Origin of the sequence: Pseudomonas germanica, from assembly GCF_019614655.1 — a bacterium.
GTDB lineage: Bacteria > Pseudomonadota > Gammaproteobacteria > Pseudomonadales > Pseudomonadaceae > Aquipseudomonas > Aquipseudomonas neuropathica.
In genome coordinates, this window is record NZ_CP071586.1 from 683,952 (window position 1) to 708,638 (window position 24,687).

21 protein-coding genes are annotated in these 24,687 nt (G+C 60.4%); 11 read left to right on the forward strand and 10 right to left on the reverse strand.

Features of this window, described 5'->3' with window-relative positions; all coding sequences use genetic code 11:
• Positions 1-15: 15 nt before the first annotated feature.
• From phaC (J0G10_RS03015) to argS, 8 genes are all read right to left on the reverse strand, one after another.
• A complete protein-coding gene (gene phaC, locus J0G10_RS03015; RefSeq protein ID WP_220557397.1) occupies positions 16-1,698 on the reverse strand; it encodes a class II poly(R)-hydroxyalkanoic acid synthase in 1,683 nt (560 codons plus the stop codon).
• A gap of 136 nt (positions 1,699-1,834) precedes the next feature.
• Positions 1,835-2,689: a poly(3-hydroxyalkanoate) depolymerase gene (gene phaZ / locus J0G10_RS03020; RefSeq protein ID WP_034152967.1), complete on the reverse strand. Its 855-nt coding sequence runs from the start codon at positions 2,687-2,689 to the stop codon at positions 1,835-1,837.
• A gap of 85 nt (positions 2,690-2,774) precedes the next feature.
• Positions 2,775-4,454: a class II poly(R)-hydroxyalkanoic acid synthase gene (gene phaC, locus J0G10_RS03025; protein WP_095047200.1), complete on the reverse strand. Its 1,680-nt coding sequence runs from the start codon at positions 4,452-4,454 to the stop codon at positions 2,775-2,777.
• A 258-nt stretch (positions 4,455-4,712) separates the two neighbouring features.
• Entirely contained in the window at positions 4,713-5,084 is a 372-nt protein-coding gene (locus tag J0G10_RS03030; RefSeq protein WP_108224330.1) for a gamma-butyrobetaine hydroxylase family protein, read from the reverse strand.
• A gap of 143 nt (positions 5,085-5,227) precedes the next feature.
• Entirely contained in the window at positions 5,228-6,565 is a 1,338-nt protein-coding gene (gene hslU, locus J0G10_RS03035; RefSeq protein ID WP_220557399.1) for an ATP-dependent protease ATPase subunit HslU, read from the reverse strand.
• A gap of 54 nt (positions 6,566-6,619) precedes the next feature.
• A complete protein-coding gene (hslV, locus tag J0G10_RS03040) occupies positions 6,620-7,150 on the reverse strand; it encodes an ATP-dependent protease subunit HslV (protein WP_016984593.1) in 531 nt (176 codons plus the stop codon).
• Positions 7,151-7,382: 232 nt separating this feature from the next.
• Positions 7,383-8,099, reverse strand: a complete 717-nt coding sequence (locus tag J0G10_RS03045) for an SPOR domain-containing protein (protein WP_007909385.1) — start codon at positions 8,097-8,099, stop codon at positions 7,383-7,385.
• A 1-nt stretch (position 8,100) separates the two neighbouring features.
• Positions 8,101-9,837, reverse strand: a complete 1,737-nt coding sequence (argS, locus tag J0G10_RS03050) for an arginine--tRNA ligase (RefSeq protein ID WP_220557401.1) — start codon at positions 9,835-9,837, stop codon at positions 8,101-8,103.
• Between argS and J0G10_RS30110 the strand changes: the two genes are divergently transcribed.
• Positions 9,836-9,958, forward strand: a complete 123-nt coding sequence (locus tag J0G10_RS30110; RefSeq protein ID WP_256579857.1) for a hypothetical protein — start codon at positions 9,836-9,838, stop codon at positions 9,956-9,958. The genes argS and J0G10_RS30110 overlap by 2 nt on opposite strands.
• Before the next feature lie 93 nt (positions 9,959-10,051).
• Here the strand turns inward: J0G10_RS30110 and J0G10_RS03055 are convergent, their stop codons facing one another.
• The gene (locus J0G10_RS03055) at positions 10,052-12,271 is read right to left on the reverse strand and encodes a primosomal protein N' (RefSeq protein ID WP_095047203.1); all 2,220 of its coding nucleotides are present in this window, start codon (positions 12,269-12,271) and stop codon (positions 10,052-10,054) included.
• 287 nt (positions 12,272-12,558) lie between these two features.
• On the opposite strand from J0G10_RS03055, the gene rpmE reads away from it, so the two are divergent.
• From rpmE to J0G10_RS03070, 3 genes are all read left to right on the forward strand, one after another.
• Positions 12,559-12,786: a 50S ribosomal protein L31 gene (gene rpmE / locus J0G10_RS03060; RefSeq protein WP_016984589.1), complete on the forward strand. Its 228-nt coding sequence runs from the start codon at positions 12,559-12,561 to the stop codon at positions 12,784-12,786.
• 14 nt (positions 12,787-12,800) lie between these two features.
• A complete protein-coding gene (locus tag J0G10_RS03065) occupies positions 12,801-13,601 on the forward strand; it encodes a thermonuclease family protein (protein ID WP_095047411.1) in 801 nt (266 codons plus the stop codon).
• Between the two features lie 183 nt (positions 13,602-13,784).
• Complete coding sequence (locus tag J0G10_RS03070; protein ID WP_090280412.1) at positions 13,785-15,053, forward strand: malic enzyme-like NAD(P)-binding protein; 1,269 nt, start codon at positions 13,785-13,787, stop codon at positions 15,051-15,053.
• Positions 15,054-15,373: 320 nt separating this feature from the next.
• On the opposite strand, the gene J0G10_RS03075 is transcribed toward J0G10_RS03070, so the two are convergent.
• Entirely contained in the window at positions 15,374-17,821 is a 2,448-nt protein-coding gene (locus J0G10_RS03075) for a penicillin-binding protein 1A (RefSeq protein ID WP_095047204.1), read from the reverse strand.
• Between the two features lie 216 nt (positions 17,822-18,037).
• Here J0G10_RS03075 and J0G10_RS03080 point away from each other — a divergent pair, with 216 nt between their 5' ends.
• The 7 genes from J0G10_RS03080 to aroB all read left to right on the forward strand — a co-directional run bounded on the left by J0G10_RS03080 (position 18,038) and on the right by aroB (position 24,680).
• Entirely contained in the window at positions 18,038-19,102 is a 1,065-nt protein-coding gene (locus tag J0G10_RS03080; RefSeq protein WP_220557403.1) for a pilus assembly protein PilM, read from the forward strand.
• Complete coding sequence (locus tag J0G10_RS03085) at positions 19,102-19,668, forward strand: PilN domain-containing protein (RefSeq protein WP_095047205.1); 567 nt, start codon at positions 19,102-19,104, stop codon at positions 19,666-19,668. The genes J0G10_RS03080 and J0G10_RS03085 overlap by 1 nt, the downstream gene beginning before the upstream one ends.
• A complete protein-coding gene (gene pilO, locus J0G10_RS03090) occupies positions 19,665-20,288 on the forward strand; it encodes a type 4a pilus biogenesis protein PilO (RefSeq protein ID WP_095047206.1) in 624 nt (207 codons plus the stop codon). Before J0G10_RS03085 ends, pilO begins: the two co-directional genes overlap by 4 nt.
• Positions 20,285-20,812 carry a pilus assembly protein PilP gene (locus tag J0G10_RS03095; RefSeq protein ID WP_095047207.1) on the forward strand — a complete coding sequence of 176 codons (528 nt, stop codon included), beginning with the start codon at positions 20,285-20,287 and terminating at the stop codon, positions 20,810-20,812. Before pilO ends, J0G10_RS03095 begins: the two co-directional genes overlap by 4 nt.
• 13 nt (positions 20,813-20,825) lie before the next feature.
• On the forward strand, positions 20,826-22,904 hold the full coding sequence (gene pilQ, locus J0G10_RS03100; protein WP_220557408.1) for a type IV pilus secretin PilQ family protein: 2,079 nt from the start codon (positions 20,826-20,828) through the stop codon (positions 22,902-22,904).
• Positions 22,905-22,908: 4 nt separating this feature from the next.
• Complete coding sequence (gene aroK / locus J0G10_RS03105) at positions 22,909-23,427, forward strand: shikimate kinase AroK (protein ID WP_011332081.1); 519 nt, start codon at positions 22,909-22,911, stop codon at positions 23,425-23,427.
• A 152-nt stretch (positions 23,428-23,579) separates the two neighbouring features.
• On the forward strand, positions 23,580-24,680 hold the full coding sequence (aroB, locus tag J0G10_RS03110) for a 3-dehydroquinate synthase (protein WP_093430081.1): 1,101 nt from the start codon (positions 23,580-23,582) through the stop codon (positions 24,678-24,680).
• Positions 24,681-24,687: the final 7 nt, after the last annotated feature.

Below are 24,687 nucleotides of genomic sequence, written 5' to 3' on the forward strand. Positions count from 1 at the left end.
AAGTTCGGTTAAGCGTCAGCGCACACGCACGTAAGTACCGGGCGCTGCCTCCATCGGTGGATAGTTCGGGTTGCCGAGGGTAAACGTGGTTTCGTGCTGGGCGCCGGAGCGCTGTTGAATCCACTCCAGCCACTGCGGCCACCAACTGCCATCGACGTGTTTACCATCGTAGTACCAGGCACGCGGGTCGCTGCTCATCTTGCCGTTCTCGACGTAGGCAGCTTTCGGGTTGCTCGGCGGGTTGAGAATGCTCTGCACATGGCCGCTGTTGGACAGCACGAAACGCCGCTCGCCACCGAGCAGCAGGGTCGAGCGATACACCGCATCCCACGGCGTGATGTGGTCGTTCATGCCGGCGACGCTGAAGCTGTCGACGGTGACTTTCTGCAGGTCGATCGGCGTGCCGCACACTTCCAGCCCGCCCGGATGGGTCAGCGGGTTGTGCTTGAAGAAGTCCAGCAGGTCGCCGTGAAATGCCGCTGGCAGACGGGTGTTGTCGTTGTTCCAGTAGAGGATGTCGAAGGCCGGCGGCTCTTTGCCCAGCAGGTAATTGTTGACGAAGTAGCTCCAGATCAAATCGTTGGGGCGCATCCAGGCGAAGACCTTGGCCATGTCGCGACCGTCGAGCACGCCTTTCTGGTACGAGCGGCGCTTGGCGGCTTCGAGGGTTTGTTCATCGGCGAAGAGGGTGGCCGGGGTTTCAATCTGGCTGTCGAGCAGGCTGACCAGGTACGTCGCACTGGAGACGCGGCGCAGTTGCCGCTTGGCCTGCAAATGCCCTTGCAGGGCGGCGATGGTCAGGCCGCCAGCGCAGGCGCCCATCAGGTTGACCTCGCGGGCACCGGTGATCGCCCGACAGATGTTCATCGCCTCTTCCACCGCCTCGACATACGTCGACAGGCCCCATTCGCGATGGCGTACATCCGGGTTGCGCCAACTGATCATGAAGGTCTGCAGGCCGTTTTTCAGTGCGTACTGGACGAAGCTGTTGTGTGGGCTGAGGTCGAAAATGTAGTACTTGTTGATTTGCGGCGGCACCACCAGCAGCGGCTTGGCGTACTGCTTTTCGCTCATCGGTCGGTACTGGATCAGCTCAAGCAAATCGTTGCGAAACACCACCGAGCCGGTGGTGGTGGCCACGGTCTTGCCGACCTCGAAAGCCTGTTTGGTCACCTGACGTGGCAGGCCGTCGTTGTGCAGCAAGTCATCGAACAAATGACTGAGGCCGCGTACCAGACTGTGCCCGCCGGAGTTGAACAGCTCCTTGACCGCCAGCGGGTTGAGCAAGGTGTTCGACGGCGCCACAGCGTCGTTGAGCAGGGTGAAGGCGAAATGCGCGCGGGCGCGATCGTCATCGCTCATGTTGCTTTCGTCGATCCAGCTTTTGACCTGTTTTTGCCAGGCCAGATAGGCCTGCAGGCTGCGCCGGTAGAACGGATTGAGGCTCCACGCCGGGTCAGCGAAACGGCTGTCGTTCGGATTGGTCGGGTGCAGGGTTTCGCCGAGCAGCACGCGGCCCAATTGACCGCCGAGTTTCAACGCGTGCTTCGCACTGTGAATCGGATTGCGCAGGCCATGGGCGGCGACGCTGCGCAAGGTCGAGATCAGGTCCCGGCCACGCAGTCCGGTGATCGCACTTTGTGCGTTGATGAACACGGCGGGGCTGGGCACTACGCCCGTCGCTGGTTTGTCGCGCATGACTCAACACTCCTTCGTCTTCAGGCCAAAAACAAACTCACCGAACCAGAACACCATAGACGCTGTTGCGGGTTGCTGCCTGCGCGGCGTCCTGCCGCGCACTCTTTAAAGGCCTGCATAAAGCCTGCCGCCGGGGTTAACCGCCGAGCGGTGTCGGATGCGGGTGCATCACCGCGCGCTGACGTTCCTCCTGGAGAAATTTCATGATGATCGGCGCCACCGCTTCGGCGCGGGTAATCAGGAACAGGTGGCCGTCGTCGATGATGTGCAGTTGCGCGTTGGGAATGCGCCAGGCGAGCATGCGCATGTTGATCAGCGGGATCAGCGGATCGTCATCGCCGGCCAGCACCAGCGTTGGCTGATGGATCTTGTGCAGCCAGTGAATGCTGGTCCAGCCGAGACCTGCGAACAGCTGCCAGTAGTAACCGAGCTTGCCCGCCGAACGCACTTTCGCGGCGTGGCTGGCGGCCAGGGTCGGGTCGCGACGGAACGAGCCGCCATAGATCAGCGGGGCGATACGGATCACGTGGGACGGCTGAATGTAGCGCCGCGGACTGGCCATCATCCACAGCACTTTTGGCTTGCCCGGCACCATTACTGCACCGGCCGCGGTCGCCGCGAGCACCAGTTTCTTGCAGCGCTCGGGGTAGTCGTAAGCGAACTGCTGCGCCAGTGCGCCGCCCCACGACACGCCGATGACGTTGACCTGGCCGTAGTCGAGGTAATCGAGCATCCGTGACGTCAGTTTGGCCAGCCCGGGAAAGCGATACGGCCGGTTCGGCGTCGAGGAACCGCCGACACCGGGCACGTCAAAGGCGATCACTTCCAGATCCGGGTCCAGCGCCGCGACAAACGGAAACACCAGCTCCAGGTTGGCGCCGATGCCGTTGAAAATCAGCAAGGGCGTCAAGTGAGGCTTGCCGGGGCGTACCGCCGTGCGGAGGGTCTGGCCATCCAGATCGACGGTACGGAATATGAACGGTTGCGGCATGCGTCAGGCCCTGTGGATTTAAATTCACCACACCCCGTGTAGGAGCTGCCGAAGGCTGCTCCTACACGGGGTGTGGTGGTGTCAGTTACCGCTCGTGAACGTATGTGCCCGGCGAGGCTTCACCGGCCGGGTACGCTTTGTTGCCCAGTTTCAGCGGGGCCTTTTTCAGGTTGCCCGAGCGCTCGGCCTGCCACGTCTGCCAGTACAGCCACCAGGAGTCGGTGTGCTTGGTCGAGTTCTCTTGCCACTCATCGGCATTGGCCGCCATTTCTTCGCCGGTCATGTAGCGCGATTTCGGGTTGCCCGGCGGGTTGAGAATGCTCTGGATATGCCCGCTGCTCGACAACACGAACTCGACCTTGCCACCAAACAACTGCGCCGACTTGTAGCAGGACTTCCACGGCGTGATGTGGTCGTTGGTGCCGGCCAGCGAGAAGATGTCGGCCGTGACCTGCTTGAGGTCGATCGGCGTGCCGCACACTTCCAGTGCATTCGGGCGGATCAGTGGGTTGTTTTTGAACATCTCGATCAGGTCGCCATGGAACGCGGCGGGCAGGCGGGTGGTGTCGTTGTTCCAGAACAGGATGTCGAACACCGGCGGCTCGTTGCCGAGCAGGTAGTTATTGACCCAGTAGTTCCAGATCAGATCGTTCGGGCGCATCCAGGCGAAAACCTTGGCCATGTCTTTGCCTTCCAGTACACCGGCCTGATAGGAGTGGCGCTTGGCGGTCTCCAGAGTCTGCTCGTCGACGAACAGGGCGACGTCGCTGTCCAGCGTCGTGTCGAGCACGCTGACCAGCAGCGTGAGGGCATTGACCTTCTTCTCGCCGATCGCCGCGTAATGGCCGAGCAGGGCGGTGCAGGTGATGCCACCGGAGCAGGCACCGAGCATGTTCACGTCTTTGCTGCCGGTGATCGCGGTCACCACGTCGACCGCTTCTTTCAGGGCATCGATGTACGTCGACAGGCCCCACTCGCGCTGGGCCTTAGTCGGGTTGCGCCAGCTGACGATAAACGTCTGCACGTTATTGCGCAGGCAGAAGCGCGCCAGACTCTTGTCCGGGCTCAAATCGAATACGTAGAACTTGTTGATCTGCGGCGGCACCACCAGCAATGGGCGCTCGTGGACTTGCTCGGTGATCGGCTTGTACTGGATCAGCTCCAGCACGTCGTTGCGAAACACCACCGCGCCTTCGGTCACGCCGAGGCTCTTGCCGACTTCGAACGCGCCCATGTTGACCTGGCTCGGCATGCCGCCGTTGTGCACCAGATCCTTGGCCAGATGCGAGAGGCCGTCGAGCAGGCTTTTGCCGCCGGTTTCGAAGAAGCGTTTGACTGCTGCGGGGTTGGCCGCCGTGTTGGTCGGGGCCATGGCTTCAGTCATCAGGTTGATGACAAAGTGGCCGCGCGCGATGTCTTTGGGTGACAGGCTGCTGTCATCGATCCAGGCATGAAGTTCCTTGCGCCACGCCAGGTAAGTTTGCAGATAACGTTTGTAGAGCGGGTTCTGGCTCCACGCAGGATCAGCGAAGCGACGGTCATCGCCTGCCGGTTGCAGTTCGGATTTGCCGAACAGCACGTTCTTCAGTTCGAGGCCGAAATGGGTGACGTGCCTGGCACTATGGATCGGTTGTTTGATGGCCTGTTTCAGCACCATACGAGCAGAGGCCAGCAGATCCTTTCCGCGTAGCCCAACGACGGGATTAAGCCCCAGGGTGTTTTCCGAGGCTTGGTACTTCAGGTCATCGTTATTCTTGTTACTCATCTACGACGCTCCATTGTCCTGAGACGAGTACCCGGTTTTCTGCTGTGCAGTTCCACAGCCAATGCCAGGTACTACTGCTCGGGTGACCGTTAATTCTGCATAGCTGCTTTACAGTCGTAGAGCACTGCAGGGAACTTGCCAGCTCCATTGGTTACCCGAGTTTAATTTTTTTCGCAAGCAGGCCGATCCTCGGCCACACAGCAGAGCATTCAAACAGATGAATTTAGAAAATGCCCTCTAATGAGCGCAAGGCTCGGACTAGAGCATCAGCTTGACGATCGACTCGCTCGGGTCGCGGGTTTTTCCGGCGGCTTTGAGCTCGGCCAGATAATCGGCCCAGAGTGCGTCATAACGTCGCCCCAGCTCGTAGAGATAATCCCAGGTGAACAAGCCACTGTCGTGACCGTCGTCGAAGGTCAGTTTCAGTGCGTAGTGACCGGCCGGTTCCAGCTTGCTCAGACCAACGTTGAGCTTGCCGAATTGCAGGATCGGTTTGCCGTGGCCCTGGACTTCAGCGGAGGGCGAATGCACGCGCAGGAATTCGGCGGGCAAGGTGTATTCCTCACCGGACGCATAGGTAAGCGTCAGGGTTTTCGAGGCTTTGTGCAGTTTGATGTCGGTGGGGATCATGAGCAGGTATCCGTCTTGTGCGGAACCTTGTGGGAGCGAGCTTGCTCGCGAAAGCGGTGGTTCAGCCAACACAAAGGTTGAATGTACCGCCGTCTTCGCGAGCAGGCTCGCTCCCACAGTTCCATTACATCTGTAAGTATGGCTTACAGGATATAACGGGACAGGTCTTCGTTCTGCGCCAATTCGCCGAGGTGGCTGTTGACGTATTCGGCGTCGATCAGAATCGGCTTCTCATCGTGGGTGCTGGCCAGATCGCCGGCACTGAACGAAACCTCTTCGAGCAGACGCTCAAGCAGCGTGTGCAAGCGACGGGCACCGATGTTTTCGGTTTTCTCGTTGACCTGCCAGGCGATCTCCGCCAGACGCTTGATGCCTTCCGGCTGGAACTGGATGTTCAGGCCTTCGGTTTTCAGCAGCGCGCAATACTGCTCGGTCAGCGAGGCATGCGGTTCGCTGAGGATGCGTTCGAAGTCCGAAGGGCTCAGGGCCTTGAGTTCAACGCGGATCGGCAGACGACCTTGCAACTCAGGCACCAGATCGCTCGGCTTGCTCAGGTGGAACGCACCGGAGGCGATAAACAGGATGTGGTCGGTCTTGACCATGCCCAGTTTGGTGTTGACGGTGCAGCCTTCGATCAGCGGCAGCAGGTCGCGCTGCACGCCTTCACGGGACACATCGGCGCCGCCGACGTTGCCGCGCTTGGCGACTTTGTCGATCTCGTCGATGAACACGATGCCGTGCTGTTCAACCGCTTCCAGCGCTTTGGCTTTCAGCTCTTCTTCGTTGACCAGACGCCCGGCTTCTTCGTCGCGCACTAGCTTTAGCGCTTCTTTGACCTTGAGCTTGCGCGCCTTCTTCTTGCCCTTGCCCATGTTGGCGAACAAGGACTGCAACTGGTTGGTCATTTCTTCCATGCCGGGCGGCGTGGCGATTTCGATGCCGGCGACTTCGGCCACTTCGATTTCGATTTCCTTGTCATCCAGCTGACCTTCGCGCAGGCGCTTGCGGAACAGCTGGCGCGTGTTGGAATCGCTGCTTGGCGTTTCTTCATTGCTGAAGCCCATGCGCGCCGGCGGCAGCAGTGCGTCGAGGATACGATCCTCGGCAGCGTCTTCGGCGCGATGGCGAACGCGGGTCATTTCCTGCTCACGGAGCATCTTGATCGCGGCGTCGGCCAGATCACGGATGATCGATTCGACGTCACGACCGACGTAGCCGACTTCGGTGAACTTGGTCGCTTCGACCTTGATGAACGGTGCGTTGGCCAGTTTCGCCAGGCGACGGGCGATCTCGGTTTTACCGACACCGGTCGGGCCGATCATCAGGATGTTCTTCGGGGTCACTTCAACACGCAGCTCTTCAGGCAGCTGCATGCGGCGCCAGCGGTTGCGCAGGGCAATCGCGACGGCGCGCTTGGCATCGTCCTGGCCGATGATGTGGCGGTTGAGTTCGTGGACGATTTCGCGGGGAGTCATGGACATAATAATTGACGGTCCTCAAGCAGAAACAAGCCGTGGCACAGGGCCGCGTCAGGCTTATTCAGCGAGATCCTGCTCCTCAATGGTCTGAGTGTGGTTGGTGAATACACAGATGTCGCCGGCGATACCGAGGGCGGTTTCGACGATTTCACGGGCCGACAGATCGGTCTTTTTCAGCAGGGCGCTGGCCGCGGCTTGCGCGTAGCCGCCGCCGGAACCCATGGCGATCAGGCCGTCTTCGGGCTCGACCACATCACCGTTGCCGGTAATGATCAGCGAGGCGTCCTTGTTGGCGACCGCGAGCATGGCTTCGAGGCGGCTCAGGGAGCGGTCGGTGCGCCATTCTTTGGCGAGTTCGACAGCGGCGCGCACCAGGTGGCCCTGATGTTTTTCAAGTTGGCCTTCGAAACGTTCGAAGAGGGTAAATGCGTCGGCGGTGGCACCGGCAAAACCGGCGATGACCTGGCCGTGGTACAGGCGACGGACTTTTTTCGCGTTGCCTTTCATCACGGTATTGCCGAGAGAAACCTGGCCGTCGCCGCCCATGACGACTTTGCCGTGACGGCGGACTGAAACGATGGTGGTCAAGGGAAGAGTCTCCACACAGCGGGGCGAAAGTGCCTTATGCCCATTCATATGGGGGTGCTGGAGAGGATTTCAACCGTAGCGCGGCAGAGGGGACGAGCGGCGTGTTGCACCTGATCGTTCCCACGCTCTGCGTGGGAATGCAGCCCGGGGACGCTCCGCGTCCCTTCACTGCTGGGACGCAGGGCGTCCCTTGAGGCGTTCCCACGCAGAGCGTGGGAACGATCGGCGGTGATCAGCGGCTCTGGCGTTGTTGTAACAACAGGTTGCTGAAGCCGGCGCCAGCCAGTTGTTTCTGTGCAGTAGTCAGTTGCTCACGGTTGCTGAACGGCCCGACCAAAACGCGATACCAGGTTTCATCCTTCACCGTGCCGGACTCAACCGCTACCGCCTGACCGAGCAGAATGATCTGCGCACGAACCTTGTCAGCATCGGTTTCCTTGCGGAACGAGCCGGCCTGCAAGAAGAACTTGGTTACCGGTGCCGCTTTGCTCACCGGCGGTGCTGGTGGCGGGGTAATCCCGGCCAACGCTGCCTGCGCGCGCGCGGTGTCGATCTTCGCCGCTTCCGCCGGGGTCACCGGCGTGGTCGGAATGGCCGGCACTTGTGGCGTCGGCAAGGTCTTCTCCGGGACGGCGTCCGGCGGCACGATCACTTCCGATTCCGGCAGCAGGGTGTAGAAGTCGTACTTCGGCTTCACCGGTTGCGTCGGGCTCGGCGGGGTCTTGTTGGCCTCGGCGATCTTCGACGCTTTCTGCTGTTGCGCCTGTTCGACTTTCTCGCGCTTGACCGTGTCGCTGCCCTTGCCCGGCTCCAGCTTCATCAGAAACACGATGAACGCGCCGACCGTGAGGCCGATGGCCATCCACAGCCAACCCGGAATCGGTTGCTTCGCAGGAGCTTGGTAACGGCTGGCGCCACGCTTGGGTGCAGGTTTTTTCTTGGCAGCCAACTTACATACGCTCCAGAGTTTCCAGACCCAACAGCTCCAGGCCTTGCTTGAGGGTGCGACCGGTCAACGCGGCCAGGCGCAGACGGCTCTGCATCTGGGCCGGGGTTTCGGCGGCGAGGATCGGGCAGTTCTCGTAGAAGCTGGAGAACAGACCGGCAACGTCGTACAGATAAGTGCAGAGAATGTGCGGCGTGCCTTTGTCGGACACGTTGTTCAGCACTTCGCCGAACTGCGCCAGTTTCGCCGCCAGCTCTTGCTCATGTGCGGCTTCCAGCACAATCTGGCCATCGACTTCGCTGAAGTCCTTGCCCAGTTTGCGGAACACGCCGGCGACGCGGGTGTAGGCGTAGAGCAGGTACGGTGCGGTGTTGCCTTCGAAGTTCAGCATCAGGTCGAAGTTGAAGCTGTAGTCGCTGGTGCGGTGCTTCGACAGGTCGGCGTATTTCACCGCGCCGATGCCGACGACTTTGGCGATGTTGCGCAGCTCGTCTTCGGCCAGTTCCGGGTTCTTCTCTTTCACCAGGTTGTAGGCGCGTTCCTGCGCTTCGGTGAGCAGATCGATCAGCTTCACGGTGCCGCCGTCACGGGTCTTGAACGGACGGCCATCGGCGCCGTTCATGGTGCCGAAGCCCATGTGTTCCATCTCCATCGGATGGGTGACGAAACCGGCCTTGCGCGCCACGGCGAAGACTTGCTGGAAGTGCAAGGCCTGACGCTGGTCGACGAAGTACAGCGCGCGATCGGCTTTCAGTTTGCCGCTGCGGTAGCGCACAGCCGCGAGGTCGGTGGTGGCGTACAGGTAACCGCCGTCAGCCTTGACGATGATCACCGGCAGCGGGTCGCCGTCGGCGTTCTTGAACTCGTCGAGGAACACGCACTGCGCGCCGTTGCTTTCGACCAGCATGCCGGCGGCTTTCAGATCGTTGACCACGTTGATCAGGTCGTCGTTGTAGGCGCTTTCGCCCATCACGTCGGCCATGGTCAGTTTGACGTTGAGCAGTTCGTAGATCTTCTGGCAGTGCGACAGCGAGATATCCTTGAACTTGGTCCACAGCGCCAGGCACTCGGCATCGCCGGCCTGCAGCTTGACCACCAGGCCACGAGCGCGGTCGGCGAATTCTGCGGATTCGTCGAAACGCTGCTTGGCGGCGCGGTAGAAGTTTTCCAAGTCCGACAGCTCATCGCTGGTGATCGGGTTTTCCTGCAGATACGCCATCAGCATGCCGAACTGGGTGCCCCAGTCGCCGACGTGGTTCTGACGGATCACTTCGTCGCCGAGGAATTCCAGTACGCGCGCCACACCGTCGCCGATGATGGTCGAGCGCAAGTGGCCGACGTGCATCTCTTTGGCCAGGTTCGGTGCCGACAGGTCGACCACGGTGCGCTGCGTCGGGCCAGCCTTGCGCACGCCAATGTGAGCATCAGCCAGTGCGGCATCGAGGCGGTTGGCCAAGGCCTGGGTGTTCTGGAAGAAATTGATGAAGCCCGGGCCGGCGATTTCGGCCTTGGTGACGTTCTCGTCGGCAGGCAGTGCGGCAATGATTTTTTCCGCCAGGTCGCGCGGCTTCATGCCCGCAGGCTTGGCCAGCATCATGGCGATGTTGCTGGCGAAGTCGCCGTGGGTCTTATCACGGGCGTTCTCCACCTGGATCGCCGGCGACAGGCCTTCAGGCAACACACCTTCGTTGACGAGTTGGGTGAGGGCTTGTTGGATCAGCTGGCGAATGGTGTCTTTCATGGTCTTCTCTTTCGACCGCAAGCGCGGCGGGCGCATCGATGCGCGGGTGGAAAAACTGGGCATTATCCGTTGCGAAGACGGGCTTGCCAACCTTAGCAGGCAGCTTATGGATATGTGGTGACATTCAGATCAAAAGATCGCCGCCTGCGGCGGCTCCTACACGGGGATACGCATTTTCCTGTAGGAGCTGCCGAAGGCTGCGATCTTTCGATCTTCAATACAAATCGACGGGATCGACATCCAGCGACCAGCGCACCGCGCGCCCACTCGGCATCTGCTCCAGCACCAGCAACCAACTGGCCAGCAACCGATGCAGCGGCGCCCGCGCCGTCGCCTGCAACAACAGCTGCGCGCGATATCGCCCGGCGCGGCGTTCCATCGGTGCCGGCACTGGCCCGAGCAATTCGATCCCGCTCAGGTTCTGCTCAGCCAGCAGACGCTCAGCCTCGCTGCACGCTTCATCGAGAAAGCCCTCCGCCTGCCCCGGCTTGTGCGCTTCGGCACGCAACAACGCCAGATGCGCAAACGGTGGCAGTCCGGCAGCCCGTCGTTCGCTCAAGGCCTGTTCGGCGAAGGCGAAATAGCCCTGTTCGGTGAGTTGCACCAATAAAGGATGGTCAGCGAGGTGTGTCTGGATAATCACCTTGCCCGGCTCTTCCGCTCGCCCGGCACGCCCGGCCACCTGCACGATCAGCTGCGCCATGCGCTCGCTGGCGCGGAAGTCGCCGGAGAACAGGCCTCCGTCAGCATCGAGGATCGACACCAGCGTCACCCTTGGAAAATGGTGCCCCTTGGCCAACATCTGCGTGCCGACCAGAATGCACGGCTGGCCCTTCTGGATCGTCGCGAACAGTTGATTCATCGCGTCCTTGCGCGACGTGCTGTCACGGTCGACGCGCAGCACCGGGTAGTCGGGGAATAGAATCGCCAGCCGTTCTTCGGCACGTTCAGTACCCGCGCCGACCGGGCGCAGATCGACCTTGTTGCACTTTGGGCACTGGCGCGGCGTGCGCTCGACGTAGCCACAGTGATGGCAACGCAGTTCGCCGTAGCGCTGGTGCACAGTCATCCGCGCATCGCAGCGCGAACACTCGGACATCCAGCCGCAGTCATGACACAACAGTGTCGGGGCGAAGCCGCGCCGGTTGAGGAACACCAGCACTTGCTGGCCGTTGGCGAGGGTCTGGCCGATGGCTTGCTGCATCGGCCCGGAAATACCGCTGTCCAGTGGACGGCTTTTCACATCCAGCCGCAGGAAGCGTGGCTGCTTGGCACCGCCAGCACGTTCATTCAGGCGTAGGAGGCCGTAACGGCCGGTGTAGGCGTTGTGCAGGCTTTCCAGCGATGGCGTCGCGGAACCGAGGACGATCGGGATGTTTTCCTGCCGCGCACGTACCAGCGCCAGATCGCGGGCGTGGTAGCGCAAACCTTCCTGCTGTTTATAAGAACCGTCGTGCTCTTCATCGATGATGATCAGCCCGGGGTTTTTCATCGGCGTGAACAGCGCTGAACGGGTACCGATAATAATGTCGGCCTCGCCATCGCGGGCGGCGAGCCAGGCGTCGAGGCGCTCGCGATCATTGACCGCCGAGTGCAGCAGAGCGATGCGCGCGTTGAAGCGCTGCTCGAAACGCGCCAGGGTCTGCGGGCCGAGGTTGATCTCCGGGATCAGCACCAGCGCCTGTTTGCCGGCTTCGAGGGTTTCGCGGATCAGTTGCAAATAGACTTCGGTCTTGCCGCTGCCGGTGACCCCGGCCAGGAGGAACGCGTGATAACTGTCGAACCCGGCACGGATCGCTTCGTAGGCGGCACGTTGCTCGGCGTTGAGTGGCAACTCCGGTTGTGCCAGCCAGTGTTCGTGACGCGCGCCCGGTGCGTGGCGGCGGATTTCCACCTGCACCAGATTTTTCGCCAGCAGCAGATCAAGGCTGTCCTTGCTCAGCATCAGTTTGCTCAGCAACTGATGGGCGACGCCGTGCGGGTGTTGAGCCAGCGTCGCCAGTGCTTCGCGCTGGCGCGGTGCGCGGGCGATGCGCGGATCATCAAGGCTGGCGCCGGGGACGATCGACCAGAAGCGCTCCTGTCGGGCCTCGGCCAGTTCGCCTTGGCGCAGCAGCACTGGCAGCGCCCAGCTCAGGGTGTCGCCGAGGCTGTGCTGATAATACTGCGACGTCCACAGGCACAGCTTGAACAGCGCCGGTGGCAGTGGCGCTGTGGCGTCGAGCAGGGCCAGTGCTGGTTTCAGTTTCTCCACCGGCACTTCGCTGGTGTCCGTGACCTCGACCAGAATCCCGATCATCTCGCGTCGACCGAACGGCACTCGCAGGCGCATGCCCGGCTGCAATTGCTCACGCAGCACACCGGCCGGGGCTCGATAGTCGAACAGGCGGCGCAAGGGTGAAGGCAGGGCGAGGCGCAGAATGGCGTCGGGCACGCGGGGGGATCTCTATAAACGGGCGGTATGGCTCGGCACATAACCTTGTAGGAGTGAGCCTGCTCGCGATAGCGGTCTGTCATTCAACATTTATGTCGTCTGAAATACCGCTCTCGCGAGCAGGCTCACTCCTACAAAGGAATCGCGTATTGGGCCGGGAGCCTAGCAGACGGTCGGTCTCGGTGACAGCTTGCGTGTTTGAAAAGGTCTGGTAGAATCCGCGGCCTAATTACGTGCGGTATTCAACAATAGTGTTGGGTGGCGGCACGCTAGCTGAGGAAGACACCATGAAAGCTGATATCCACCCGAATTACCCAGTCATCGCTGTTACCTGCAGCTGTGGCAACAAGTTCGAAACTCGTTCGACTTTCGGCAAAGCTCTGCCAATCGACGTTTGCAACGAATGCCACCCGTTCTACACCGGTAAGCAGAAGACTCTGGACACTGGCGGCCGCGTTCAGCGCTTCGCAGACCGTTTCGGTGCTTTCGGCAAGAAACCTGCTGCTGCAGAGTAAGGTTGAAGGGCCCGGTGGGCTTTTCCTCGTTGCTGAAAAAGGCGTCCCTCGCGGGCGCCTTTTTTGTGTCTGCGATTTGGCTATCCGGCGCGCAGGCCTTCTGTCCGGCGCCTGCGGGACTGGCCAGCGTCACCGTGCAGCGCGTGGTCGATGGCGACACGCTGCGCCTGAGCGACGGTCGCAGCGTACGCATGATCGGCCTCAACACGCCTGAGCTGGGCAGACAGGGCCGCAGCGACGAACCCTTCGCCGTGGCGGCACGCAAACGCCTGCAAGCGCTGGTCGATGCCAGCGGCGGACGTGTCGGTTTGCGCCCCGGCAAGCAAGCCAAAGACCATTACGGGCGTACGCTCGCGCATATTTACAGCACCAGCGGCGCCAATCTCGAAGCGCAAATGCTCGCCGATGGCCTCGGTTTCCAGGTCGCGGTTGCGCCGAATGTCGATCTTGTTGCCTGCCAGCAAGCCGCCGAACGCAGTGCGCGAAAGGCCGGGCTGGGCCTCTGGCGGCAATCACCTGTACTGAAAGCGGAGCAGATCCAGCGCTCGGGTTTCGCCGTGATCAGTGGGCGTGTGAGCAAGGTTCAGCGCAATCGCGGCGGAATCTGGATCGAGTTGCAGGACTCTCTTGTATTGCGCGTTGCTCCCAATCTGGTCAGACAATTTGACAATGCCCGATTGCAGGCGTTGAAAGGCAAGCAGATCGAGGCTCGCGGCTGGATCGTTGATCGTTCCAGGCGCGGTGGATTGCAATCCGGCCAGTCGCGCTGGCTGCTTCCGTTGACGGATCCTTCAATGTTGCAAACGCCGCGCTGAAGAAAAATTGTAGACATTTTTTCTGTCGATTGTGAACAGTCTAGCCCTTGTGCGCCGTGGCTCTTGGCCCAAAGTCGTAGGGCAGGGCGCTTGACAGGGGTGACCGCTCAGTCTTGTGGGGACTTTGCGAGGCGCGTATCCTCGCTGACCAGTCTGTCCAACAGTAAAAAGCGGAATGCCAAAATGTCTGATCTGAAAACTGCCGCTCTCGAATATCATGCCAATCCTCGTCCAGGGAAGCTGAGTGTCGAGCTCACCAAGGCCACTGCTACCGCTCGCGACTTGTCGCTGGCCTACAGCCCCGGCGTAGCTGAACCAGTGCGTGAGATCGCTCGCGATCCTGAACTGGCCTACAAATACACCGGCAAGGGCAACCTGGTTGCAGTCATTTCCGATGGCACCGCGATTCTCGGTCTGGGCAACCTCGGCCCATTGGCTTCCAAGCCGGTAATGGAAGGTAAAGGCGTACTGTTCAAGCGCTTCGCCGGCATCGACGTTTTCGACATCGAGGTCGACTCCGAAAGCCCGCAAGCCTTCATCGATACCGTAAAACGTATCTCCATCACTTTCGGTGGTATCAACCTGGAAGACATCAAGGCACCCGAGTGCTTTGAGATCGAACGTGCTCTGATTGAGCAGTGCGACATTCCGGTATTCCACGATGACCAGCACGGCACCGCGATCGTGACCGCTGCGGGCATGATCAACGCCCTGGAAATCGCTGGCAAAACCCTGCCAGAAGCGAAAATCGTCTGCCTGGGCGCCGGCGCTGCCGCCATCTCCTGCATGAAACTGCTGGTGAGCATGGGCGCACGCATCGAAAACATCTTCATGGTTGACCGTACCGGTGTGATCCACTCCGGCCGTGACGACCTGAACCAGTACAAAGCGGTATTCGCTCACGCCACCGAGAAGCGCAGCCTGGCTGACGCACTGGCAGGCGCTGATGTGTTCGTCGGTCTGTCCGGTCCGAACCTGCTGAGCGCTGAAGGCCTGCTGTCGATGGCGGCCAACCCGATCGTGTTCGCCTGCTCGAACCCGGATCCGGAAATCTCCCCGGAGCTGGCGCACGCTACCCGTAGCGACGTGATCATGGCTACCGGCCGTTCGGACTACCCGAACCAGGTCAACAACGTGCTGGGCTTCCCGTTCATCTTCCGTGGTGCTCTGGACGTTCGCGCCAAGCGCATCAACGAAGAAATGAAAGTGGCGGCCGCCAACGCCCTGCGTGAGCTGGCCAAGCTGCCTGTTCCTCAGGACGTGTGCGATGCCTACGGTGGTGCTCCGCTGGAATTCGGTCGTGAGTACATCATTCCGAAGCCAATGGACAAGCGCCTGATCACCCTGATCTCCGACGCTGTGGCCAAAGCCGCGATCGAGACCGGTGTGGCCACCCTGCCGTATCCGAAGAACTACCCGCTGAAAAGCGTGGATGACGTGTTCAACGGCTAAGCCGTTGTAGCGCTTCAAACGAAAGCCCCGGCTCGTGAGAGTCGGGGTTTTTTATTGCCTGAAGATCAAGAACCCCCTCACCCTAGCCCTCTCCCAGGGGGAGAGGGGACTGATTGGGGGATGTTCGGGAGTTACGCCGACCTGAACGTATTGTTTTGAATCCATAATCGACACAGCTCTCTCAGGTCGATGTAGAGCGCTAGACAACTCGGTCAGTCCCCTCTCCCTCCGGGAGAGGGTTAGGGTGAGGGGCTCTTGATCTTCAGGCAATAAAAAGCCCCGCACTTCAATCGAAGGCGGGGCTTTTCAGTGGTCGCGGATCAGAACAGATCGATCGGCGCCTGCTCATCCGCTGGCAGCGGGCTGCCCGGTACGGCGCCATTACCCAGCTCATTCACCGACGGCGGCGTGTCTTCAGACTTGAACAGCTCGAAATACGCGCCCGGCGTACTCGGCGTCGCCGCACGGCCACTGACCGGATCCACGCGCAGACTCAGCAAACCTTCCGGCTCAGGCTGCACGTGCGGCGGCTTGTCCTTCAGCGCAGCCGACATGTAGTTCATCCAGATCGGCAGCGCCACAGTACCGCCGAACTCGCGACGACCGAGGCTTTCCGGCTGATCGAAGCCAGTCCAGACCGTGGTCACGTAGTCGGCGTTGTAACCGGAGAACCAGGCATCTTTCGATTCGTTGGTGGTACCGGTTTTGCCGGCGATATCGCTGCGGCCCATGGCCAGCGCGCGACGGCCGGTGCCGAGCTTGATCACGTCCTGCAACATGCTGTTGAGGATGTAAGTGGTGCGGCCATCGACAATTCGCTCAGCCACTGCCGGTGTTTGCGGCACGGCCGCGCTGCCCGGCGCCTCGCCCGCAACCGGTGTGGTGTTGACCGTAAACGAATCGGTGTGCGGTGCGGCGATACCGTCCGTCGCCGAACCGCCCTGAGGCACGGTTGGCGGGTTGGCGAGAAACAGCGTATCGCCATTACGGCTTTCGATCTTGTCGATGATGTACGGGGTGATCTTGTAACCGCCGTTGGCGAACGTACTCCAACCGGTCGCAATCTCCATCGGTGTCAGCGTTGCAGTACCCAGCGCCAGCGACAGGTTGGGCGGCAGATCCTGCTTGTTGAAGCCGAAACGGGTGATGTAGTCGATGGTCTTGCCTACGCCCATCGCCTGCAGCAAGCGGATCGACACCAGGTTACGCGACTTGTACAGCGCCTCACGCAGGCGGATCGGGCCGAGGAAGGTGTTGGTGTCGTTCTTCGGGCGCCAGACCTTGTCCAGATATTCGTCGACAAACACGATCGGCGCGTCGTTGACCAGCGTGGCGGCAGTGTAGCCGCTATCCAGCGCGGCACTGTAGACGAACGGCTTGAAGCTCGAGCCGGGCTGACGCTTGGCCTGCATCGCACGGTTGTAGTTGCTCTGTTCGAAGGCGAAACCGCCGACCAGCGAGCGAATCGCGCCGTTCTGCGGATCCAGCGACACCAGCGCACCTTGAGCCTGGGGGATCTGGCTGAACTTCAGTGAATTGTCTTTCTGACGCTGCACGCGAACCAGATCACCGACCGCCGCGACATCCGACGGCTGGCGCGGATTGGCGCCCATGCTGTTGGTGTTGAGGAACGGTCGTGCCCATTTCATGGTGTCCCAGGCGACGTGCTCTTCGCCGGTACGGGTCAGCACTTGCAGGCCGTTCTTGTCGACCTGGGTGACGATGGCCGGCTCCAGGCTGCTGATGGTGCGCTGCTTGGTAAGTTCACTTGCCCAGGCCTCACGGGTCTTGCCCGGCAGACGCGATTCGGGGCCACGGTAGCCGTGACGCTGGTCGTAGGTCATCAAACCTTCGTGCAGCGCGGTGTTGGCCATTTCCTGCAGGTTGCTCGGCACCGTGGTGGTAACGCGGAAACCTTCGGTGTAAGCGTCGCTGCCATAACGACCGACCATCTCGGCACGAGCCATTTCAGCGATATACGGTGCATTCACTTCCGGGGTCGGCACGTGATAGCTGGCGTTCAGCGGTTCGTTGATCGCAGCGGTGTAGTCCGCTTCGCTGATCTTGCCAAGCTTGTACATGCGCCCGAGGATCCAGTCGCGGCGTTCTTTGCTGCGCGCCGGGTTGGCTAGCGGGTTGAAACGCGACGGGGCTTTCGGCAGGCCGGCGATCATCGCCATCTGCGCCAGGCTGACATCACGGATCGACTTGCCGTAATACACCTGCGCCGCTGCTTCGATGCCATAGGCGCGGTTGCCCAGATAGATCTTGTTCACGTACAGCTCAAGGATTTCATCCTTGGTCAGCTGTCGCTCGATCTGCAGGGCCAGAAGAATTTCGGTGGTTTTGCGCGAGAAGCTGCGTTCGCTGGTCAGGAAGAAGTTCTTCGCTACCTGCATGGTGATGGTGCTGCCGCCGGACTGAATGTGTCCGCTTTTGACCAGTTGGGTCGCGGCGCGCATCAGGCTGCTCGGATCGACGCCATAGTGGTTGGCGAAATTGTCGTCTTCAGCACTTAGTAACGCATTAATGAAATTGGGGGGAATGTCGGCGAAACGGATCGGTGTGCGGCGCATTTCGCCAAATTCGGCGATCAACTTGTTGTCGCTGGAGTAGACCCGCAGCGGAATCTGCAACTGAATGCTTCGCAGAGCCTCCACAGACGGCAAACCCGGACTAAGGTAAAGAAACGCGCCGCTGAGACCTAAAAGCAGTCCGCAGAAAACGGCGACGATGGACCAACCGAAAAATTTCAGCAGACGAATCAAGGCTTTTGGACATCCAGTGCAAAGAATGAATTTGGCGACGGGGCTCCGGCTACACACAGAACCATCCGCGCTTGCAGTAAAAAGCGGAAAAAAACGCTGGGCATTATAAGCACTTTTCTGCTGGGGGCGTCATTTGCGCTTCTGTCAAGACGGGGTGAAGGAACGCAATGCGTATTACAGAGTCCGTAACTCACGGAAAGTCATAGGGAATTGGTAGTGCTGGGACTCTTCAATAAAAAGGCTAAAACGTTACTGGGGATCGACATCAGCTCCACGTCAGTAAAGCTGCTGGAACTGAGCCGTCAGGGTGACCGCTACCGGGTCGAGGCGTATGCGGTAGAGCCCTTGCCCGTCAACGCCGTGGTCGAAAAGAACATCGCCGAGCTTGAAGGTGTCGGTCAGGCGCTGAGCCGTGTGCTGGTCAAGGCGCGCACCGGGCTCAAGAGCGTGGCGGTGGCAGTGGCCGGTTCCGCCGTGATCACCAAAGTCATCGAAATGGACGCGGGGCTGTCCGACGATGAACTGGAAAACCAGCTCAAGATCGAAGCCGACCAATATATTCCCTATCCGCTGGATGAAGTTGCCATCGACTTCGAAGTCCAGGGCGTGTCGCCGCGCAACCCCGAGCGGGTCAACGTGTTGCTGGCCGCCTGTCGCAAGGAAAACGTCGAAGTCCGTGAAGCGGCGCTGGCTCTCGCCGGGCTGACCGCGCGTGTTGTCGACGTCGAAGCCTATGCGCTCGAGCGCTCGTTCGGCTTGCTCGCAACGCAACTGGCGGCCTCTCAGGAGCGTCTGACCGTGGCGGTGGTCGACATCGGCGCGACCATGACCACCCTCAGCGTCCTGCACAACGGCAAGATCATCTACACCCGCGAGCAATTGTTCGGCGGTCGGCAATTGACCGAAGAAATCCAGCGTCGTTATGGCCTGACCCTCGAGCAGGCAGGGCTGGCGAAAAAGCAGGGCGGTCTGCCCGACGATTACATCAGCGAGGTCCTGCAGCCGTTTCGTGAGGCGCTGGTCCAGCAGGTTTCACGCTCGTTGCAGTTCTTCTTCGCCTCCGGGCAATACAACGCGGTCGATCACATTCTGCTGGCCGGCGGCACGGCTTCAGTGCCCGGACTGGATCGGCTGATCGAGCAGCGCCTGAGCACGCCGACTCAAGTAGCCAACCCGTTTGCCAACATGGCCTTGAGCAGCAAGGTCAACGCCGGGGCTTTGGCCAGCGACGCGCCGGCGCTGATGATCGCCTGCGGGCTCGCGCTCAGGAGTTTCGACTGATGGCGCGGATCAACCTCCTACCCTGGCGCGAGGAGCGTCGCGAAGAACGGCGCAAACGCTTTCTGCTGGCCTTGATCGGCGTGGTGGTCGGCTCTGTCGGTGCGGTGCTGATTGCCGATCAGGTCATCAGCACCGCCATTGCACGACAAGTGGCGCGCAATGATTACATCGGCAAGCAGATTGCTGTGGTCGACGAACGGATCAAACAGATCAGCGATCTCAAGGCGCGTCGTCAGCAACTGGTCGAGCGCATGCGCATCATCCAGGACTTGCAGGGCAACCGGCAGATCAGTGGGCGAATCTTCGATCAACTGGCGCGCACGCTGCCGGACGGTGTGTATTTCACCGACGTGAAGATGGTTGGCAAAACCCTGTCGATCAGCGGTGCAGCCGAATCGAACAACCGGGTCTCCGAATTGATGCGCAATCTGGATGCTTCCGACTGGTTCGACGCGCCCAGTCTCAACGAGGTGAAGGCGACGACGGCGGGCCAGGTGGATCAGGCCAACACGTTTGAGTTGACCGTACGGCAGACCCAGCCCCGCACCGTGGAGGACGAGCAATGAAGCCGTCCGAATGGCTGGAAAGTCTGCGCGACATCGATTTCAACGACCTCGATACCAGCAACATCGGCTCCTGGCCGGCAGCAGTGAAAGCCATCGCCGGGGCGCTGTTGATGGTGTTGGTCCTGGCGCTCGGTTATAACTTTTTCATCAGTGACCTGGAAAACCAACTCGAAGCCAAGCGCGAGGAAGAAGCCACGCTCAAGGAGCAGTTCGCCAGCAAGGCACGTCTTTCGGCCAACCTTGAGTTGTACACCCAACAAATGAAGGCGATGGAAAACACCTTTGGCGTGCTGTTGCGCCAATTGCCCAGTGACACCGAAGTGCCGGGCCTGCTCGAAGACATCACCCGCACGGGGCTGGGCAGCGGCCTGGAGTTCGAAGAGATCAAACTGCTGCCGGAGGTCACCCAGCAGTTTTACATCGAGCTGCCGATCCAGATCACCGTCACCGGTGCCTATCACGACCTTGCGACCTTCGTCAGTGGCGTGGCCGGGCTGCCACGCATTGTCACCTTGCACGATTTCGAACTCGCTCCTGCCGATAAAGAGGGCGGGCCGAAGCTGCGCATGAGCATCCTTGCCAAGACCTACCGGTATAACGACAAGGGGCTGCAGAAATGAGCCCGACTCGTTACATCGCGTTGTCGATGACGCTGCTCGCGTTGAACGGTTGTGGTGGCAGCAATGACTTCAGCGATCTTGATGCCTACTTGAATGAAGTACGCCTGCGCCCGGCAGGCAAGATTGAACCAACCCCGACATTCCGGTCTTACCCAACATTCACTTACAGCGCGGCCAACCTGCGCAGTCCGTTCTCGCGCCAGGTGCGGGTTGATCTGGCCGGGCAGAAACATGGCTCACGCAACGTCAAGCCCGATCCCAATCGGGTCAAGCAATACCTCGAAGGTTTCAACATCGAGCAGTTCGAGATGGTCGGCACGATTGCCAATGCTTCCGGCTCCTTTGCGTTGCTGCGCGGCGCTGGCGGCGTGCATCGGTTGAAGGTCGGCGATTACCTGGGGCGCAATGACGGTCGCATCGTCGCTATCAGCGCCACCCAGGTCGATGTCGTCGAAATCGTCCCCGACGGCGAAGGCGCCTGGCTGGAGCGTCCGCGCACCATTCCTTTGAAAGAGCACTCATAGTGGAAGTCGAACAATGAACAGGATTTTCTCCACCCTCGGTTTTTCGCTATGGATAGCGCTGATGTCACCGATGGTACTCGCGGCCAATCTGAAGATGCTGGACGTGGCGGCGTTGCCGGGTGATCGCGTCGAGCTGAAGTTGTCGTTCGACGGCCCGCCGCCACAACCCAAGGGCTACACCACCGAATCGCCGGCGCGGATTGCCCTGGACCTGCCCGGTGTCGCCAGTCAGTTGGCCAGCAAGAACCTCGATCTGGGCAGTGGCAATGCGCGCACCGCTACTGTGGTTGAGGCCAAGGAACGCACGCGGCTGATTGTCAGCCTGACGCAATTGGCGCCGTACACCACGCGGGTTGAGGGCAATAACCTGTTCGTGGTGGTCGGTCAGGGCGCACCGGCCACCGCGCCGCGTCCCGCTGCCGCTGCACCTCGTGCTACCGCTAAAGCTGCTGCGTCCGCCAAGGCTTTTGTGCCGAAAAGCCGGGCGATTCGCGGTGTGGACTTCCAGCGTGGTACGGCGGGGGAAGGCAATGTGGTTATCGACCTGTCCGACCCGACCATTGCTCCGGATATCCAGGAGCATGACGGCAAGATCATCCTCACCTTCGCGCGCACGCAGTTGCCGGACAAGTTGCGGGTACGCCTCGACGTCAAGGATTTCGCCACCCCGGTGCAGTTCGTCAATGCCGGAGTAACCGCTGATCGGACAGTTATTACGGTTGAACCCAGTGGCACCTACGAGTACTCCACCTTCCAGACTGACAACAAACTGACCGTCAGCATCCGCCCGATGACCGTCGATGACCTGCAAAAACGCAACGCTGACCGTCAGGCGTACGTCGGCGAAAAGCTCTCGCTGAACTTCCAGGACATTGATGTGCGCTCGGTGCTGCAACTGATCGCCGACTTCACCAACCTCAATTTGGTTGCCAGCGACACGGTGCAGGGTGGCATCACCTTGCGTCTGCAAAATGTGCCGTGGGATCAGGCCCTGGATCTGGTGTTGAAAACCAAAGGCCTGGATAAGCGCAAGATCGGCAATGTGCTGCTGGTGGCGCCGGCCGATGAAATCGCTGCCCGCGAGCGTCAGGAACTGGAGTCGCAGAAGCAGATCGCCGAACTGGCGCCGTTGCGCCGCGAGCTGCTACAGGTGAACTACGCTAAAGCCGCGGACATCGCCAAGCTGTTCCAGTCGGTGACCAGTGCCGAGGCGAAAATCGATGAACGCGGTTCGATTACCGTTGATGAGCGCACCAACAACATCATTGCCTACCAGACTCAGGATCGCCTCGACGAACTGCGGCGGATCGTGGCGCAACTGGATATTCCGGTGCGTCAGGTGATGATCGAAGCACGGATTGTCGAGGCCAACGTCGATTACGACAAAAGTCTGGGCGTGCGCTGGGGCGGCTCGATCCAGAACAAGGGCAACTGGAACGCTTCCGGGGTCAACGGTTCATCGACCACCATTGGTACGCCGGGCAGTACCAGCACCAATTCGCCGTTCGTCGACATGGGCACTGTGGGTAATACATCGGGGATCGGCATTGCCTTCATTACCGACAACGTCCTGCTTGATCTTGAGCTGACTGCCATGGAGAAGACCGGCAACGGCGAAATCGTCTCGCAGCCGAAGGTTGTCACCTCCGACAAGGAAACCGCAAAAATCCTCAAAGGCACCGAGATTCCGTATCAGGAAGCCAGCTCCAGCGGCGCGACGTCGGTGTCGTTCAAGGAGGCCTCGCTGTCGCTGGAAGTCACCCCGCAGATCACCCCGGACAACCGCATCATCATGGAGGTCAAGGTCACCAAGGACGAACCGGATTACCTGAACAAAGTGCAGGATGTGCCGCCGATCAAGAAAAACGAGGTCAACGCCAAGGTACTAGTCAATGACGGCGAAACCATCGTGATTGGCGGTGTTTTCTCAAATACTCAAAGCAAGGTCGTAGATAAGGTGCCATTTCTTGGCGATGTGCCGTATCTTGGCCGCCTTTTCCGGCGTGATGTGGTATCGGAGAAAAAATCCGAGCTGCTGGTATTTCTCACACCACGTATCATGAATAACCAGGCGATTGCTGTGAGTCGTTGATTCTGTGCGAAATTTGATTCTTGTAGGACCGATGGGTGCTGGCAAAAGCACCATCGGCCGGTTACTGGCCAAAGAGCTGCGCCTGCCGTTCAAAGATTCCGACAAGGAAATTGAATTGCGCACGGGCGCCAATATCCCGTGGATCTTCGACAAGGAAGGCGAACCCGGCTTTCGTGACCGTGAGCAGGCGATGATCGCCGAGCTGTGCGCGTTCGATGGCGTGGTGTTGGCGACCGGCGGTGGCGCAGTCATGCGCGATGCCAATCGCAAGGCCCTGCATGAGGGTGGGCGAGTGGTGTATCTGCACGCCTCTGTGGAGCAGCAGGTCGGCCGCACGTCGCGCGATCGCAACCGGCCGTTGCTGCGTACTGCCAATCCGGAAAAAACCCTGCGTGACCTGCTGGCGATCCGCGATCCGCTTTATCGGGAAATTGCCGATCTGGTGGTGGAAACCGACGAGCGGCCGCCACGTATGGTGGTGCTCGACATTCTCGATCGTCTGGCGCAGCTTCCTCCCCGTTAAAGCAGCGCTCGAAATGCGCTATCCTCGGCGTCCTGTCACAGTCCGCCGAGGTTGTGGCGGATGGCGTGCAAGCGGCGTCATACCCGCTATAGGCCGCAGATAACCAATAATTCAGGGCAGGACGCCTGCTTCCATCTTCACTGTGGGGACACATGCAGACACTCAAGGTCGATCTAGGCGAGCGCAGCTACCCGATTCATATTGGCGAAGGTTTGTTGGATCAGCCCGAGCTGCTGGCTCCGCATATCCATGGGCGGCAGGTGGCAATCATCTCCAACGAGACCGTTGCGCCGCTCTATCTTGAACGTCTGACCCGCAGCCTGGCGCAGTTCTCGGTGATCTCCGTGGTGTTGCCGGATGGCGAAGCCTTCAAGAACTGGGAGACCCTGCAACTGATCTTCGACGGTCTGCTGACTGCCCGTCATGACCGCCGTACCACCGTGATCGCTCTTGGCGGCGGTGTGATCGGTGACATGGCCGGTTTTGCCGCTGCCTGTTACCAGCGCGGCGTCGACTTCATCCAAATTCCGACGACATTGCTGTCCCAGGTCGATTCTTCGGTGGGCGGCAAGACCGGTATCAACCATCCACTAGGCAAGAACATGGTTGGCGCGTTCTACCAGCCGAACGTGGTGCTGATCGATACGGCGTCCCTGAAAACCCTGCCAGAGCGCGAGCTGTCTGCCGGTCTGGCCGAAGTCATCAAGTACGGGCTGATCTGCGACGAGCCGTTCCTGACCTGGCTCGAAGAAAACGTCGATGCCCTGCGCGCGCTGGACCAGAAAGCCCTGACTTACGCGATCGAGCGCTCTTGCGCGGCCAAGGCTGCGGTGGTTGGCGCCGATGAGAAAGAAACCGGCGTACGTGCCACGCTCAACCTCGGCCACACTTTCGGCCACGCCATCGAAACCCACATGGGCTATGGTGTCTGGTTGCACGGGGAAGCGGTCGCGGCTGGCACCGTGATGGCGCTGGAGATGTCCGCGCGTCTGGGCTGGATCAGTGACGAGGAGCGTGATCGCGGTATTCGTCTGTTCCAGCGCGCCGGCTTGCCAGTGGTGCCGCCGACTGAAATGACCGAAGCCGATTTTCTTCAACACATGGCAATCGACAAAAAAGTGATCGACGGTCGTCTGCGCCTGGTGCTGCTGCGCCGGATGGGCGAAGCGGTAGTGACCGACGATTATCCGAAAGAGGTTCTACAGGCCACGCTGGGAGCGGATTACCGCGCCCTGGCTCAGCTTAAAGGTTGAAAAGATT